This window comes from Nostoc sp., assembly GCF_036918015.1.
Lineage (GTDB): Bacteria > Cyanobacteriota > Cyanobacteriia > Cyanobacteriales > Nostocaceae > Nostoc.
The window spans coordinates 21,278-35,889 of the sequence record NZ_JBALEO010000066.1 but is presented as its reverse complement, the minus strand read 5'-3'; the positions used below and the strand labels follow the sequence as shown (position 1 = coordinate 35,889).

General features: G+C 40.6%; 14 protein-coding genes and 1 pseudogene. 6 read left to right on the top strand and 9 right to left on the bottom strand.

The window, feature by feature from the left end:
* Positions 1 to 732: 732 nt before the first annotated feature.
* The 5 genes from V7K61_RS16100 (at position 733) to V7K61_RS16080 (ending at position 6,990) form a co-directional block, all read left to right on the top strand.
* Entirely contained in the window at positions 733 to 1,416 is a 684-nt protein-coding gene (locus tag V7K61_RS16100; protein ID WP_335054573.1) for an Npun_F0296 family exosortase-dependent surface protein, read from the top strand.
* Positions 1,417 to 1,774: 358 nt separating this feature from the next.
* Complete coding sequence (gene hemE / locus V7K61_RS16095) at positions 1,775 to 2,836, top strand: uroporphyrinogen decarboxylase (RefSeq protein ID WP_335054571.1); 1,062 nt, start codon at positions 1,775 to 1,777, stop codon at positions 2,834 to 2,836.
* Between the two features lie 181 nt (positions 2,837 to 3,017).
* A complete protein-coding gene (locus V7K61_RS16090) occupies positions 3,018 to 3,977 on the top strand; it encodes an NAD-dependent epimerase/dehydratase family protein (RefSeq protein WP_335054569.1) in 960 nt (319 codons plus the stop codon).
* A gap of 248 nt (positions 3,978 to 4,225) precedes the next feature.
* Positions 4,226 to 5,824, top strand: coding sequence for a B12-binding domain-containing radical SAM protein (locus V7K61_RS16085; RefSeq protein ID WP_335054567.1), 1,599 nt, complete (start codon positions 4,226 to 4,228; stop codon positions 5,822 to 5,824).
* 44 nt (positions 5,825 to 5,868) lie between these two features.
* Positions 5,869 to 6,990 (top strand): NAD(P)/FAD-dependent oxidoreductase, encoded by a 1,122-nt coding sequence (locus tag V7K61_RS16080; protein ID WP_335054565.1) that lies wholly within the window; start codon positions 5,869 to 5,871, stop codon positions 6,988 to 6,990.
* Positions 6,991 to 7,023: 33 nt separating this feature from the next.
* Here V7K61_RS16080 and V7K61_RS16075 read toward each other — a convergent pair whose 3' ends face one another.
* The 3 genes and pseudogenes from V7K61_RS16075 to V7K61_RS16065 all read right to left on the bottom strand — a co-directional run bounded on the left by V7K61_RS16075 (position 7,024) and on the right by V7K61_RS16065 (position 9,458).
* Positions 7,024 to 7,872: a 2-isopropylmalate synthase gene (locus tag V7K61_RS16075; RefSeq protein WP_335054563.1), complete on the bottom strand. Its 849-nt coding sequence runs from the start codon at positions 7,870 to 7,872 to the stop codon at positions 7,024 to 7,026.
* A gap of 39 nt (positions 7,873 to 7,911) precedes the next feature.
* Positions 7,912 to 8,139 (bottom strand): annotated as a pseudogene (locus V7K61_RS16070) (type II toxin-antitoxin system RelE/ParE family toxin); the annotation flags it as partial.
* A gap of 224 nt (positions 8,140 to 8,363) precedes the next feature.
* Entirely contained in the window at positions 8,364 to 9,458 is a 1,095-nt protein-coding gene (locus tag V7K61_RS16065) for a hypothetical protein (protein WP_335054561.1), read from the bottom strand.
* A 715-nt stretch (positions 9,459 to 10,173) separates the two neighbouring features.
* Here V7K61_RS16065 and V7K61_RS16060 point away from each other — a divergent pair.
* Positions 10,174 to 10,584, top strand: a complete 411-nt coding sequence (locus tag V7K61_RS16060; protein ID WP_335054559.1) for a GNAT family N-acetyltransferase — start codon at positions 10,174 to 10,176, stop codon at positions 10,582 to 10,584.
* 105 nt (positions 10,585 to 10,689) lie between these two features.
* Here the strand turns inward: V7K61_RS16060 and V7K61_RS16055 are convergent, their stop codons facing one another.
* The 6 genes from V7K61_RS16055 to V7K61_RS16030 all read right to left on the bottom strand — a co-directional run bounded on the left by V7K61_RS16055 (position 10,690) and on the right by V7K61_RS16030 (position 14,288).
* On the bottom strand, positions 10,690 to 10,827 hold the full coding sequence (locus tag V7K61_RS16055; protein ID WP_335054557.1) for a hypothetical protein: 138 nt from the start codon (positions 10,825 to 10,827) through the stop codon (positions 10,690 to 10,692).
* Positions 10,817 to 10,981, bottom strand: a complete 165-nt coding sequence (locus tag V7K61_RS16050) for a type II toxin-antitoxin system ParD family antitoxin (protein ID WP_335054555.1) — start codon at positions 10,979 to 10,981, stop codon at positions 10,817 to 10,819. The genes V7K61_RS16055 and V7K61_RS16050 overlap by 11 nt, the downstream gene beginning before the upstream one ends.
* A gap of 117 nt (positions 10,982 to 11,098) precedes the next feature.
* Positions 11,099 to 13,159 carry a ribonuclease catalytic domain-containing protein gene (locus V7K61_RS16045; protein ID WP_334701437.1) on the bottom strand — a complete coding sequence of 687 codons (2,061 nt, stop codon included), beginning with the start codon at positions 13,157 to 13,159 and terminating at the stop codon, positions 11,099 to 11,101.
* A gap of 112 nt (positions 13,160 to 13,271) precedes the next feature.
* Positions 13,272 to 13,487, bottom strand: coding sequence for a 30S ribosomal protein S18 (rpsR, locus tag V7K61_RS16040; RefSeq protein ID WP_012411240.1), 216 nt, complete (start codon positions 13,485 to 13,487; stop codon positions 13,272 to 13,274).
* 5 nt (positions 13,488 to 13,492) lie between these two features.
* A complete protein-coding gene (rpmG, locus tag V7K61_RS16035; RefSeq protein ID WP_099100649.1) occupies positions 13,493 to 13,687 on the bottom strand; it encodes a 50S ribosomal protein L33 in 195 nt (64 codons plus the stop codon).
* 43 nt (positions 13,688 to 13,730) lie between these two features.
* Entirely contained in the window at positions 13,731 to 14,288 is a 558-nt protein-coding gene (locus V7K61_RS16030) for an RDD family protein (protein WP_335054553.1), read from the bottom strand.
* Positions 14,289 to 14,612: the final 324 nt, after the last annotated feature.

Below are 14,612 nucleotides of genomic sequence, written 5' to 3'. Positions count from 1 at the left end.
TGCCCAATTCTCAATTAAATATTGATTCTTGTTTTACTCTATTTCTCAATCACCAGTCCCTATTTTCCATTCCCCACTCGCCACTTCCTGAAGGCGAGAATATTATGTCAATAATAACGGTCTATTCTCAATAGAATCTGTTTAAGAGACTTGCGTGAAAATAAAGTACCAATAAACCGAGTTTCGACACTATTAACCCGCAGATCCCTAACCTATTCTTCTTACTAAAGATTTAGGGGTAGCCCATCGTAGACATCGCTTTGAGTCTGGAAAACTAAACCAAACGATAAATAGTGATTTTTTGTTGGTTCTTAACCCAAATACGGTTTACTTAAGTATTTTTCTCTCCCCCTGCTTCCCCTGCCTCAACAGATTATTTTCTTAACTGAACTGTATTGGTTCTTAAGCTTGGTTGCAATCAAGAGTAATTTAGATGCGTTTGTCCTGTCCACTACAATTGCACAAGAGCCTTCACTTAATCTTTAAAGATATTTTAGTATATACACCGTATCTTTTGCGAGTTATAAAAATCAAAATAGGATTACAAAGCATCAAGATAAACTTACATCTTCGAGCTTGTTTTACCCAACATCAATCATATATAAAGACCTAATAACTCTTTGTGATTTTTTTTTCTAAGTTGTTGGAGTAAGGAAACTAGTTTTTCATAGCTAGGTTTCAAGAAAAGTTCAGTCTTAATTATCTTTGTGTTCTTCAAGGTTTATTACTAGAATGCTGCAAAAAATCTCTTTGGCTTTACTCGGAATGACTGCTGTGGTTATGAGTGCGAATCCAGCTAGTGCAATAACTCTGCAAGTCAATAGTGGCCCTTTTTCTAGCTACGCGGATGCCAAAACTGTCACCTTTGACGATGGCACAGCAAATGATCCTAATGGATTTGTTACTTACTCTAATATTACTAGTAACATTGTTCAAGGTAGCGTATCTAGTCAATACGCCTCACCTTATGGGGATAACACCAAATTTCTCACAATTGCTCCAGTAGGTAGTAATGTTGCAGGCGACAGTGGTTTGGTCAATATTAAGTTCAAAGAAGCTGTTAATTACTTCGGTTTTTATGCAGGTTCATTAGATGATTATAACTTTGTTGACATTTACAAAGGCGATCAGTTGTTAAAGACTTTTAGTGGTAAAGATGTGCCAACTGCTATAGCTAATGGTAGTTGGACTAGCTCTGAAGCTAATATGTTTGTCAATCTTGTAGCTGATACAGGAGAAACATTTGACCGAGTTGTGATGCGCTCAAATGGTATTGCCTTTGAAACAGATAACCACGCCTATAGACTAGCCAGCGTTCCTGAACCTAGTGGGATGTTAGGTGTGTTAGCAATAGGTGCTTGTGGTATGATGTCACTCTTCAAACGCTCACAACATAAAGCGACAGTGAAAGCATAAATTTATCCAGCCAGATCCCTGTTGAAAATCCTTAAGGATGTGTTTCTATGCATGACATAGAGACACATTTTTTTATGCAGTTTTCCTCATACGTTCCCTTGACGCAGAAGCCAGAGGTGCATTTCTACGTGGAATTCAAAGCAATGATTTCATGGGATAAGCCAAAAAAACAATAAATTGTAGCGCTTGCTGGCATTAATACTCTAGTCAAGCCAACCGATCGCTCATATCCAATAATCAAAATATTATAAAATATTACTATTATGCCCTGCTATTCACCTTTTCCTGAAAACCTGCTGGAAAAGCGTAATCCCAGAATGATAAGCTAAACAGTGGCATAAATAGGATGAAGTAATAAATGGGTGTTTATTCAACGACTCCTCATCTCTTACGGGCTGCTCGTGGTGAAGTAGTAGATCGTCCCCCTGTATGGATGATGCGACAAGCGGGACGATATATGAAAGCATATCGAGACTTAAGAGAGAAGTATCCTTCGTTTCGCGATCGCTCCGAAATTCCAGAAGTAGCAATTGAAGTTTCCTTGCAACCGTGGAAAGCCTTCCAACCAGATGGAGTAATTTTATTTTCTGATATTGTCACCCCATTACCTGGTTTGGGCATTGACATGGATATTGCCGAAGGTAAAGGGCCAATCATTCACTCACCCCTCCGCACTCAAGAACAAATCGATGCTCTGCATCCTTTAGAACCAGAAGCAGCTTTACCATTTATCAAGACAATTTTGCAAGCGCTGCGTTCGGAAGTAGGCGACAAGTCAACAGTGTTGGGCTTTGTGGGTGCGCCGTGGACATTAGCAGCTTATGCAGTGGAAGGAAAAGGTTCTAAAACCTACTCCATCATCAAAAATATGGCATTCTCAGATCCGACGATATTGCATCAACTGTTAGCTAAATTAGCAGATGCGATCGCCATTTATGCCCGCTACCAAATTGACTCTGGCGCGCAAGTTGTGCAAATGTTCGATTCTTGGGCGGGTCAATTGAGTCCTCAAGATTATGATACCTTTGCTCTTCCCTATCAACAGAGAGTTTTCCAGCAAGTCAAGCAAACCCATCCCGATACACCTTTGATTTTGCTAGTTAGCGGTAGTGCGGGTGTGTTGGAAAGAATGGGACAATCTGGCGCTGATATTGTCAGTGTAGACTGGGCAGTAGATATGGCAGATGCACGAGCCAGATTGGGCAAACAAATGAAAGTTCAAGGAAATCTTGACCCAGGTGTGTTATTCGGCTCTAAACAGTTTATCCGCGATCGCATTCTCGATACCGTTCGCAAAGCTGGCAATTGGGGTCATATTCTCAATCTCGGTCACGGTGTCTTACCAGAAACTCCCGAAGAAAATGTCGCTTTCTTCTTTGAAACGGCAAAGGAACTTAACCTTGCAGGAGTTAAGAGTTAGGAGTTATGAGTTATGAGTTATGAGTTAGGAGTTATCAGTTAGGAGTTATCAGTTGCGAGGTACAGAGTTATTTTTAACTCCTCACTTCTCACTCCTAACTTTATTTTTAACTCCTGATTCGGAACTTTTAACTTAATTCTTAACTCTTAACTCCTAACTCCTAACTTATTAAAATCTTAGTATGAGCCAGAAACGGATTTTAGTGACTGGTGCAAGTGGTTGTGTAGGTCATTATTTAACAGAAGCCTTAATTAAAGAAACAAATCACGAACTGTATCTATTAGTTAGAAACCCAAGCAAGCTACAATTTGATACCAAGGCACGTACAGGCATCAACGTTTTACAAGGTGATATGCAAAATATTCGCCAGTTTGCCGATTTGCTATCCACAATTGATACAGCGGTACTCACAGCCACAGCTTGGGGTGGCGATCAGACATTTGATATTAATGTCGTTAAGACTATAGAATTACTCGAACTGCTAGATCCAGAACGTTGCCAACAGGTAATTTATTTTTCGACAGCTAGCGTTTTGGATCGCTACAATCAACCATTGAAAGAAGCCGGGGAAATTGGGACAGATTATATCCGTTCTAAATATGAGTGCTTAGAGAAAAAAGAAAAATTAGCGATCGCACCCAAAATTACCACAGTTTTTCCCACTGTAGTATTGGGCGGTGATGCGAATAAACCTTATTCTGCTGTCACATCTGGTATTACAGAAGTGACAAAATATATTAATATAATTCGCTTCTTAGAAGCAGATGGCAGTTTTCACTTTATCCACGCACGAGATATTGCCACTGTCGTGCGATATTTGATCGATCATTCTACTAAAGATAATCAACCACGTCGGCTGGTTTTAGGTCAAGCACCGTTAACTGCCGATCAAGCAGTCAAACAAGTTTGTGCTTATCTGGGCAAAAAGATTTACTTTCGCATTCCCATATCTATAGCATTGGCTAATTTGATTATTGTTCTGTTCCGCATTCGCATGGCCGCTTGGGATCGGTTTTGCATGAACTATCGGCATTTTACTTATGAAAAATTCATTAATCCCGATAGTTTCGGCTTGCCAAATTATTGTGCAACCATGAGTGATGTTTTGAAAATTAGCGGTGTTGAAAAGGCTAAAAATTGATTATAATCTGTGGCTTTTGACAACGTTTGGAAAATATTAGCAGAAAATTATCCTCATCTCGTAGAGAGCGTCTGGGGTCATTGGGTATGAGTGAAGAATGGAAAATTACCTCTTTCCTCTCTGCTCCCCAGTGCCTTGATTTGAGTTAAAAATATCAATGGTAAAATAAAACAACTTTAATAAAAAGTCAATAAGTCTTTATTTTCGTTAGAGTGGGATAACAATCAAAGTGTGAGGATTGATACTACATGCGAATCTTGTTAGTGTATCCAATATTTCCCAAAACCTTTTGGTCTTATGAAAAAATCTTGGAGTTAGTCGATCGCAAGGTTTTACTACCACCTCTGGGTTTAGTAACAGTAGCGGCGATTCTGCCCCAAGAATGGGAATTCAAGCTGGTCGATCGCAACATCCGCCCCGCAACAGAAGCAGAATGGGCATGGGCAGATATAGTAATTCTCTCTGCGATGATTGTCCAGAAACAAGATTTACTTGACCAAATTCAGGAAGCAAAAAAACGTGGCAAGTTAGTCGCAGTTGGCGGCCCCTACCCTACCTCTGTACCTCACGAAGTTGAAAATGTTGGCGCAGATTTTCTGATTCTGGATGAAGGGGAAATCACGCTGCCCATGTTTATTGAGGCAATTCAACGGGGTGAAACTTCTGGCACTTTCCGCGCCACAGAAAAACCTGATGTCACAAGCACACCAATACCCCGCTTTGATTTATTAGAATTGGATGCTTATGACATGATGTCGGTGCAGTTTTCGCGTGGTTGTCCCTTCCAGTGCGAATTTTGTGACATTATTGTTCTCTACGGGCGCAAACCACGCACCAAAACCCCGGCACAACTGTTAGCAGAGTTAGATTGCCTGTACGAATTGGGTTGGCGGCGGGGTGTGTTCATGGTGGATGACAACTTTATTGGCAATAAGCGAAATGTGAAGTTGTTGCTGAAAGAGTTAAAAGTCTGGATGGCAGAACACAAATATCCCTTCCGATTTGACACGGAAGCTTCAATTGACTTAGCACAAGACTCAGAAATGTTGGAGTTGATGGTTGAGTCTGGTTTCTCAGCGGTGTTTTTGGGAATCGAAACGCCGGATGAGGATAGTTTGCAAATGACCAAGAAGTTTCAAAATACTCGCAGTTCTCTAACTGAGGCAGTGGAAACCATCATCAAAGCGGGATTGCGCCCAATGGCTGGGTTTATTATTGGCTTTGATGGCGAAAAAGCCGGCGCAGGCGATCGCATTGTCCGTTTTGCGGAACAAGCAGCAATTCCCTCAACTACCTTTGCCATGTTACAAGCGTTACCTAACACCGCGCTTTGGCATCGCCTGAAAAAGGAAGGACGATTACGGGAAAATCAAGATGGCAACATCAACCAAACAACATTGATGAACTTCCTGCCCACTCGTCCCCTGGAAGAACTTGCTAGAGAATATATTGAAGCCTTTTGTACTTTATACGACCCAGTACAGTACTTGGATCGCACCTATCGCTGCTTCTTGATGATGGGTTTGCCGACTTGGAAAGCCCCAGCAAAAATGCCAGAGTGGGTAGTTGTAAAAGCGTTGCTAATTGTGATTTGGCGACAAGGAATCAAACGGGAAACCCGTTGGAAATTCTGGCATCATTTGTTCAGCATTCTCAAACGGAACCCTGGAGTTATTGAGCATTACATCTCTGCTTGCGCCCACAACGAGCATTTTCTAGAGTATCGCCAAATTGTGCGCGATCAGATTGAAAGTCAGCTAGCTGAGTATTTAGCACAAGGTGCAGAAACGCCTTATGTTCTAGTTAAGGAAAAAGCTGAGGAAAAAGCGGAAGCGGTAGTTAGTTAATAACTTCCAAATCAAACAATATCCCATTGCAGAAGGACTTCAAGGTGGTAGTCGTAATCGGTGGTGGACTTGTGGGTATGAGCGCTGCGTACCAACTAACGCGTTATGGCGTGCCAGTAGTCCTGGTTGATCAGGCTGATGAAGGCAAAGCTACGACGGCGGGTGCAGGAATTTTATCGCCGGGCAATCGGTTCCCGTCTAGCGATCCGATTCTGCCGCTTTTAAAGGAAGCCCACGCTTATTACCCCAAGTTGATTGCAAGTCTGGCTGAGGACGGTGAATACCATACTGGGTATGAGAAGGTGGGGGCACTTCATGTTGCTACTACCGACGAAGAGGCGTCCCAAATGTCGAAGTTACTGGAACAAATCCAGGAACGCCAAACAGCTGGATTTAATCACATCGGAGATGCCAAAATAGTCGATTCCGACACCGCTAGATCCTTCTTTCCAGCCCTCAGCCCAGTTAAGGCTGCGATTCATATTCCTGAAGCTGCTCGTGTTGACGGTCAACTACTCTGTAGCGCACTGGAACGGGCAATTGGGCAGCGCGGTGGATCTCTAGTTCATGGTCGTGCTGAGTTGGTGGTTGATAAAGGAAAAGTGACAGCTGTCACGGTGGAAGGCCAGACTATAGCTGCCGAAGCAGTAATTGTTGCTGCTGGCGCTTGGTCAGCCACCCTAGCCAAGCAACTCGGTATAACGATGCCAGTGTATCCACAGCGTGGCCAAATCGCCCATTTAGTTGTTCCCAAGACCAAGACTGGAGGATGGTCTATTGTTATGGGATTTACACACTACATCCTGACTTTCCCGAACGATCGCATAGTAGTGGGTGCAACACGCGATAATGTCGGCTATGACTATCGTGTGACTATGGGCGGGATGCGGGAGATTATCAACGAGGGGCTGCGAATGGCGATCGGACTAGAGTCTGCTACTGTACAGGATGTGCGTATCGGTTTCCGTCCGCAGAGCCAGGATACTAAACCTTTTATTGGGCAAGTACCTGGCTTTGATAATGTGTATTTTGTCACTGGACACGGTGGGTATGGGCTGCAAGTAGGGCCCTACTCTGGTGCGATCGCTGCCGATTTGGTGCTTAACAGACCAGTCTCGATAGACTTGAGTCCTTTCGCAGTCGATCGCTTTAGCCATACCTACTGACCTCAGTTTAGCTGAACCTGTATTGATAATATTTTAGGTTTCTTCTTTCTTTTTAATTCCAGTTATTCCGTTAACTAAATCTGAGACTCTATTAATTAATGAGGTGTCAATATCAATTTGATAATTCTCCTGTTTTAAAACCTCTATCATAACTTTACTGAAATCTGCGTTACCTTTCCTCGCACCCAAACCATTAATTGCACATTCAATTTGCCTTACGCCACAACTTAAAGCAATGAGTGAATTATCTACCGCCATACCCAAATCATCATGACAGTGTACTGAAACGACAACTCGATCAATATTTGGTACTCGATTAAAAATCATTTGCAGAAGTTGCGAAAACTCTTCTGGCGATGCCAAACCTAAGCTATCAGGAATACTAACAGTAGTAGCACCACTCTTAATTGCAATTTCAATAGATTTACACAAAAAATCTGGCTCACTTCTAGGAGCATCAAAAGCGCTCCATTCTACATCATCACAGTAATTGCGTGCCAGAGAAACACTCTCTTTGATTGTTGCTAATACTTCTTCTTTGGTTAATTTAGACTTATTTTTCAGATTTACCGGAGTATAAGTGTGAATTCTAGCTCTGATTGCTGGTTTAATTGCTTCAGCAAGAGTGATTATTTCATTTGAATTTGAACTAGCTAGTCCACAAATAGTAGAATTTTTAATTATTTTAGAAATATTAAAGACTTCATCAAAATCTTTTTGAGAACTTGCTGGATAACCAACTTCAATAATATCTACTCCCATTTCTTCGAGCAATTGGGAGATGATGATTTTTTGTTGTAAATTCATCTTTACACCAGGCGTCAATTCTCCATCACGCATGGTGGTATCAAAAATAATTACTTTATGATTATTTTCTGACATATTGGCTAGAGATAGCGATCGCTTACATCAAATGCAATCTTAAGGAATATCCTCACTTAAGAAAACTGTCTCTAAATCTCGATAACCACTGACAATACGTACAACTTCCACACCGCCATCAATGGGACGATAAAATATTAAATAATCTTCTACTGGAAAACTCCGTAACCAGCGGGCAAAATTATTGAAACTTTGCCCCATATTAGGAAAATCAACCAACAGTTTACACTGCTGTTTAATTTTTTCATTGAGTCTTCGAGCCGCATCAGGATTAAATCGGGTAAGGCATCACCATGCCAATTTGGGAAAATTGTACGCTAAGAAAAATTCGGAGTTACGATCGCGCAACATCTCTGCGCGGTATTGCCTTTCTTAATGCTCGATGGGCAAAGTCACGCTGGAGGCGATCGCAACCTACCCACTCCCCTACTCCCCCCAAACTGCGGACTCAAATTTTCCCTGCTCGCCAAATTTGTTATAAATTCAAGGTATTATTTCTGCAATTCTTCTATTTTTATATCTATTTCCTTTAGATTATATAAGTAATATTTATGTTGAGGACGCTTACCTGTATTACGATAAAATCTATCATTTTTTTCATCATATTGACTTATTAAATAGTAGCAAGAATTTCTATATTTTTGTAAATTTATCAGATAAATTGGTTTTTGCTCTAGATACTGAAAATAAAAAATCAAGCATTTTGTAAGAGGTATTAAATAGGGTAAGCCAAGAATAATGGAAAAAATAAAAATACCAAACATTCTTGGTATATCCTGAGATGTTGCTGATGATGGATTTGAAATAGTAACAGCAATTACAAATAAAAATATCAATGATAACCAAGATGTAGGTAAAAATATACCCCAAATAATGGCATTATTTAAGCTTTTGCTTGCATCTCTCTTAAACTCAATTGGATAAGTGGTATTGAGACAAAAGCTGTTAAAATTTTCATGTAAAATGTTCTCTACATTGGTTATATCTTCCTGAATTTTAATGGATTCTTCTAAAAGTCTTTCTTTCTCTATGTCTCTTTGTCGTGCTATCTCCTGTTTGCTCAATCGCTCATTTTCTAAAATTTTGTATTTTTCATAAATCCGTAACGTACAAGTTGTGTTTATACTGCCGCTAATAGCAGATTTTATATCTATATAAATAGCCTGTCTAACAGGAATAGAGTCAAACTTAGATAGCTCATCTAAGTCATCAATGTCATATATATCATATCTGTAATAATAATAAACTAAGTCCTTTATCTGAACATACCTAAGAGATGTGAGGCTTTTTACTTTCTGAGTAGTGTGGTAGTTTAATACTTCATCATAATTAGTATATTGGTGACGGAAATTACTTAACCAACTTCGTTTTAATGAAATATCAAAAACATCAATATCTTGATAAAAAATGCTAACATCCCTAAAGCAATGTTGTATACTTTTACGTAAATCATTTTTTTCAAAATATCTTTCAAAATCACTATCAACTCTTGATATGATCGATTCTTCGTCAATTTTTATCAATCTATAGCAATAACTCACAAGCTCTTTATAGATATCGAAATATAGATTTTCTGGCTGCACCATCTTTTTTTATCTATAAAAAATAATAGTTCTCAAACAATGTAATGGGAAAGTCCCCTGTGTAATACCTGTTACTTAGAAAACTATATCAACGTCACAGGGAGAGGAATATGTACCAGCAGGAGTTATTCTAGAGGATGTGCTGAATGCCAATGAGGTTAAGAAACGGGTATTCATCAATAAAATCTATCAATTCTCTGGTCTTACTGGTGTAAGGAACATTAAAACTGTTAATAAGAAAGAAAAAAATCCAACCCATTCTCTGGTTGTACAAGTTGTTGATATTTGATTAAAATTTTCCAATGTATTACATTCATACATCAAATCTCTTATTCCCGTAAAGCCAAGAGGCTTTATAAATAGGAAACCAATAAAACCAATAATAAAAGTTAGCTTTATCCATTGAAATACAAACAAAAGAATATATGGCTAAAAACAAGGGATCTTTTGGATAATTGCTTGGCAAAGAATCTAAAAATACTTTTAATGCAATTTTTCTGTGATGAGAACTCATTTTAATATTTTAAAAGGACACTACGCATAGTATTCCCAAAATCTGTTTTATTATCACAAATCCTCCCAATCAAAATTCAATCAAAGTCGAGCATTCAGCTTGGTATATTTTTCAGTAAATAAACCCGTGTGATTTCTCTCGTGTAGAATCTGGTATTATCTAAAGTAAAAAAAATATCTAGTAATTTACCCAACTTAGCCACTTATGAATAGCAATGAATTACCACAAAGGTGTCCACAAGGCATTGAGATAAAAAAAGGCTCTAAACATGATTACAAAGAATCACTAGGCGATGATTCAAATCCTGATGATTACACTTACTACAATATTTATTTTGAAGGTAAAAAGGTGGGTAACGCCAGTTATCGGTATAATAATAGTTACGCTTGTTGGCAAATAGATAGATTTTTAATTTATGAAGATGAAGAAGGCAACGGGTATGGTTCTTGTCTTCTCAAATATATAAGTCAGGAGATGTGGAGTATAAAACGCAGCCATATTAAGATTTCCCCAACTAAAAAAGAAGAATTTATTTCATGGTTGATTAGAAGAGGGTTCAAAGAAACTCAAGTACCTGGGTTTCCAACAACCTTTTATGTTTTACAACCTGGGTGATCGCCTGCTAAAACATCCCATCAAGCAAATCGGTGATGCCGGTAATATATCTGCTAATTTCTTTCAAATCTAATCTAGCTGAAGGCGCTAAAATACACCTACTCATTATTTAGCAGCCTCAGCTTGTTGCATTTGGGCTTGGGCGCGTCGAATGTCTTCCTCTATTTCTGCAAATACCTCTTCACCATCAATTCCTTCACCACGTTCGAGTTCTTCGATACCAACTTGGATTTTAGCTTTCAATTCTGAATTCTGCTAAACGTTTTTCTCGAAGGCGATCGCGTTCATCTAGCAATCTTAATGCTTCACCCATCACCTCACTCACTGAGTGATATCGACCACTATTAACTTTATCCTTAACCAACTGCTCCAGCTCTGGGGTCAAAGATACATTCACAATTATTACCTCATTCCGTTTACTCTATATCCTAACCGAAAGGAGTTGGAGCAAGGCTAAAATAATTCGTAATTGATAATACTAGGCGATTATTACTAATGACAAATGACAAATTAATTAATTCGCCGCTGTTTGAGCTTCTTGATAAATTATTTCTTGGAACTGGATCATATCTTTTTGTGGATCGGCGTGGCTAACTTTTACCACTATCTGTTCACCTAAGTTCACAGAACGTTTGAAAGCCATTGGCAACTGCAAGCCCAAATCTTCTAACAAAATTAGGGCTAAGTTGCTGTCTTCTCGCAGCCACATCAATACTGTCACATCCCAAGTTTCTTCTGGATGACGGCGTAAATACTCTAAAGCGTAATATCTATTAGTTTGTCGTTCCACCATCGTCACCTCTTGGGTGATGCTGGTGACAGTCATCATCACTTCTTTAAGTTGATCTGCGGAAAATGGCAGAACTTCACCCCGCAAATGGGCTTTAATTTGAAAGTGGGTGAGTAAGTCACTGTAGCGGCGGATGGGAGAGGTTGCTTGAGTGTAAGTATCCAAGCCCAAACCAGCATGACGCAAAGGTGTAATGCTCATTTCACTCTTGGGCATACAACGACGCATGGCGCAAGCGCGAACGAATCCAGCTGGAAGTAGAAGCAATTCCTCATCTGGAGGTAATTCTGGTTGCGGTTGACCGCGAAAAGGCAAAGGTATGTTATGAGTTTTACCATAACGAGCCGCAACTTCACCGGCAACAATCATCATTTCTGCTACCAATTGCCGCGATGGGGAATCGTCCAAAATATCAATGTGGATCTCCTCACCTTTGACTTTGATCGTTGCTTCGGGCATGGTGATGCTAATTGCCCCTTGGGCGTAACGCCAAGCTCTGCGCCGCTGTGCCCAAGTTGCGATCGCAGCAATTTCCGGTTCTGCTTGTACCCGCAATTGCAGCATTTCATCTACATCTTCGTAGGTGAGGCGATAAGTCGGCTTAATGAAGCTGGTATGAATGCTGTAATCTTCTACTCCCCCAGTTGTCCCTAAAATAATCCCGAAACTTAGGGCGCAACAAACCTTTCCCTGGATCAGACTCATTGGCCCAGTTGCCAACACTTCTGGAAACATGGGAATCATTCCCGTCGGTAAATAGACTGTACTACCGCGCTTTCTGGCTTCCAAATCTAATTCATCTTCCGGTACTAACCATCTAGTGGGATCGGCGATATGCACCCAAAGGCGTTCCCGTCCATCAGGCAATACTTCCCAACTTAGACCATCGTCGATCTCTGTGGTAGTTTCATCATCAATGGTGTAAACCTTCAGGTGAGTCAGATCAAGGCGGTTTGCATCTGAGTCAATCGGCGGGAAATCCAAACGCTGTTGCGCCACTTCTAATACCTTATGAGGAAATTGAATCGGAATTGAAGAACGACGCAGGAACAAGTTTTCATAAGGACTCCAGCAACCCAAATCTACTAATAGTTGAAAAGCCCCTTGGGGCGTTGTAGGCCGTCCCAGCATGGTCATAGTTTCTAATACTGGAGCGCTGGGCGGATAAGCACGAGCCAAGGAGTCATAATTAACTCCCGTCCGCACCGTGTCAGCTATTAGCGCTGCGTATTTTTCTAGTCCTTCTAAGCGCTGGCGATCGTGGCGCTGCCACTCTACTGCTTCACCTTTGAGCGCCTGCTCTACGCGAGTTAAAAATTCCTGCTGTCCTTTAGCTTTTAGTGCCTCTACTTCCAGTTGGTGCTTGCGTTCTGCCACTTGAGCGGCAGTTCTCGGCTCGTAAGCGTCTCCTTTTTGCTTGAAATAAAGTTTGTCGTCTGATAACAAGCAATAGGCGGCGTAACGAGGAGGCGCGGCTGATTCTGAAAATAGCAGATTCGCCATTTGGTCTGGGGTAACTGTTTCCCCATCTTCAACCAGTAATTCCCAAGCCACTTCTAAGCTAGATGGGTCTAAATAAGGCTTGATCTGCTCCAAAAAGCTGGCAATCTCAGAAGCCTTGTAAGTCTGTCCTGTAACTGTATAAGTTATTTGTCTAGGCGCGAGGCTGTGGGATTGACCACGTTCGTCTACCACAAACCAGCGGGTTTTACCGTCTGGACGTTCTACGATGCCCAGACGGCGATCGCCTTGAACCCTAAATTCAACTAGCGTCCCCTTCTCCACAACTCTCGCACTCTAATTTGGTGAACAGTTTAAATAGTTTTAAGTTAGGAGTTAGGAGTTAGGAGTTTTGATTCTTAACTCATCACTCATCACTCATAACTCATCACTCTTTTTAGCCTTCCGCATTGATAAATGGCAACAGAGCCACAATCCGCGATCGCTTAATTGCTAATGTCAACTCTCGCTGTTGCTGAGACGTAAGCCCGGTAATCCGACGTGGCAGTATCTTTCCCCGCTCGGTGACAAACTTACGCAATAAATCAACATCTTTATAATCGATTGGTTCTCCTGGCTTGATCGGAGACAGGCGACGACGGAAATAACTCATCTTTTTTACTTAATTTCCTTGTGAACGGTATGTTTGTTGCAGTGGGTGCAGAACTTTTTCAGTTCTAGCCTGTTGGTGGTGTTGCGGCGATTCTTGGTACTGGTATAACGGGTAACACCAGCAGAACGCTTATCTGGATTTGTCCGGCACTCAGTACACTCTAGTGTGATAATAATGCGGGCACCTTTACTCTTAGCCATAATCTTACAAACAGTGAAGCCTGAAGAGAATTAACACAAATGACTATCTTCTCACATTCCGCCGCATATTTTCAACTAATCTTTTAATTTTTATATCGAGCGAGTAGCCACGACGCGACGAAACGATGAAAGTTCCACAATAGCGATCGTGTAAAGCCTGCCGCATCTGGGTATCAGAGAAAGCAGTCCCGCAATCAATGGCTAGGGGAATTACTAGCAGTATAGCAGTGGGATTGGCTCTAATATTGCTCAGGGCAATTGACACTAATAAAGCACCCAAACCGATAATCGCCTCTCGCTTCACTAGTGAGAGCAAATCGGGAATTCTGCCTACTACTTCCCCATCTTCGACTTCCAACACCTTTAAATCGAATGCCCAACGCCCTAAACTTTGCCCTTGATTGTTGTATACCACCACTACCCGCAAAAACAGCCAAAGTATTACAAAAACTAAAATTTCAACAAATTGAATACCGATATCGCCGCCTCCCAGTAGGGAACTGACTAACCAGACACCAAGGAAATCAAGTCCCAATGCCATACCTCGCCGCCCAATCTCAGCCTTGGGATAGTGTTTTTGGGGAAGTCGTTCGATAGTCATACAAAATAAGTATTTTTACTTAGGGGTTGGGAAATAGCGATCGCTCCTGTTTTTAATATATTAGGACTTACGCACTATACAAATTTATTATCTTGTGAATTAACGAAAATACATACGTATTTTCAGCCTTTGAGCGATTATCGTTTAGTAATGTTGGTGATATCTCGGAGAGATTCTCTAAATATAAATAAAAATTTGTTTGAATCCTTCAGAAAAGACTTTATCTCTATTTTTTAGATTATTTAAATCGATTCGCAAACGCAATAGTTTGAAGTTACTGCAAACCTTAAAAACTTTGCTCATATTTAATTTATTATTTGAGTA

Coding starts and splice junctions, on each gene's coding strand:
- V7K61_RS16100 (WP_335054573.1), top strand. CDS start 733: ATGCTGCAAAAAATCTCTTTGGCTTTACTCGGAATGACTGCTGTGGTT.
- hemE (WP_335054571.1), top strand. CDS start 1,775: ATGGGTGTTTATTCAACGACTCCTCATCTCTTACGGGCTGCTCGTGGT.
- V7K61_RS16090 (WP_335054569.1), top strand. CDS start 3,018: ATGAGCCAGAAACGGATTTTAGTGACTGGTGCAAGTGGTTGTGTAGGT.
- V7K61_RS16085 (WP_335054567.1), top strand. CDS start 4,226: ATGCGAATCTTGTTAGTGTATCCAATATTTCCCAAAACCTTTTGGTCT.
- V7K61_RS16075 (WP_335054563.1), bottom strand. CDS start 7,872: ATGTCAGAAAATAATCATAAAGTAATTATTTTTGATACCACCATGCGT.
- V7K61_RS16065 (WP_335054561.1), bottom strand. CDS start 9,458: ATGGTGCAGCCAGAAAATCTATATTTCGATATCTATAAAGAGCTTGTG.
- V7K61_RS16060 (WP_335054559.1), top strand. CDS start 10,174: ATGAATAGCAATGAATTACCACAAAGGTGTCCACAAGGCATTGAGATA.
- rpsR (WP_012411240.1), bottom strand. CDS start 13,487: ATGAGTTATTTCCGTCGTCGCCTGTCTCCGATCAAGCCAGGAGAACCA.
- rpmG (WP_099100649.1), bottom strand. CDS start 13,687: ATGGCTAAGAGTAAAGGTGCCCGCATTATTATCACACTAGAGTGTACT.
- V7K61_RS16030 (WP_335054553.1), bottom strand. CDS start 14,288: ATGACTATCGAACGACTTCCCCAAAAACACTATCCCAAGGCTGAGATT.